This is a genomic window from Mesorhizobium sp. M7A.F.Ca.MR.362.00.0.0 (genome assembly GCF_004023175.1).
GTDB lineage: Bacteria > Pseudomonadota > Alphaproteobacteria > Rhizobiales > Rhizobiaceae > Mesorhizobium.
The window spans coordinates 1-1,348 of the sequence record NZ_RZTF01000745.1 but is presented as its reverse complement, the minus strand read 5'-3'; the positions used below and the strand labels follow the sequence as shown (position 1 = coordinate 1,348).

Genomic DNA, 1,348 nt, shown 5'->3' with positions numbered 1-1,348 from the left:
AAACAGCGCCCCCATCTCGCCCTCGCCGAAGCGCAGGAACACCAGCGTTTCCGAGCCGGTCGGCTCGACCACCGAAATCTTCGCCGGCACGCCGTCGGGATGGATTTCGAGATGCTCCGGTCGCACGCCATAAACGACGGCTTGCCCGTCCTGTGCGGCGTTGCCCGATGCGATCGGGAACAGCGTGCCTGCGATGTCGACACCGGGCTTGTCGCCTTTGCGCATGGTGCCCTTGAGCAGGTTCATCGACGGCGAGCCGATGAAGCCGGCGACAAACAGGTTGGCCGGTCTGTCGAACAGCTCCAACGGCGCGCCGACCTGCTCGATGCGGCCGTCGCGCATCACGACGATCTTGTCGGCCATGGTCATGGCCTCGATCTGGTCGTGGGTGACGTAGATGGTGGTGGTCTTCAGCCTCTGGTGCAGTTCCTTGATCTCGGTGCGCATCTGCACGCGCAGCTTGGCGTCGAGATTGGACAGCGGCTCGTCGAACAGGAAGACCTGCGGATTGCGCACGATGGCACGGCCCATGGCCACGCGCTGTCGCTGGCCGCCGGAAAGCTGGCGGGGATAGCGCTTCAGATAGGGATTGAGGTCGAGGATATCGGCGGCGCGCTTGACCCGCTCGGCGACCACGGCCGGATCGGTTTTCCTGAGCTTGAGCGCGAAGGCCATGTTCTGCTCGACCGTTTTGTGCGGATAGAGCGCATAGTTCTGGAACACCATGGCGATGTCGCGCTTGGCCGGCGGCAGATGATTGACGACGCGGTCGCCGATGGCGATCGTACCGGCGGAGACGGTCTCCAACCCAGCCACCATCCTGAGCAATGTGGACTTACCGCAACCCGAAGGGCCAACCAGCACCACGAACTGTCCGTCTGCGATATCGACGCTGACTTCGTGCAGAACCTTGACCGTTCCAAAGGCCTTGGCCACCTTGCTGATCGCGACTTGCGCCATATCTCCCCCATCGGCTCCATTAGCCGTAGGCGCAGAAGCTAACCAACGCGACCTGTCAGGGCAAGTCGGTCCCTTATAGATAAAAACCCGCTCTCGTTGACACGGCGTTGGGTTGTGAGAATAGTGGCAGGCGCTGGTCAAAATGTCGGTACCCGATCCGCAATCGGAACCTCAATCGACGCAGGGTGGGGTCCTGCCTAATTCGTTTCCGAAACGGGAGCATCGTTGGCGCTCCGGCGTCCGACAGTTGGCCGATTTATTCACACTGATGTTCTGGGAGGAATAGGCGATGAGAACGGGTCTTTACGACAAACTGGTTCGAGCCGGCGCCACAAGGCGCGACATATTGAAAGGCGCGGCCAGCATGGCCGCGATCGCTGCCGCATCC

Annotated in this window: 1 protein-coding gene; it reads right to left on the bottom strand. The window is 61.6% G+C overall.

The genetic code is table 11. The features are described from left to right. Positions 1–960 (bottom strand): ABC transporter ATP-binding protein (locus EOC06_RS37345; protein ID WP_128310123.1); only part of this gene is annotated, 960 nt, incomplete at its 3' end. Between the last annotated feature and the right edge of the window lie 388 nt (positions 961–1,348).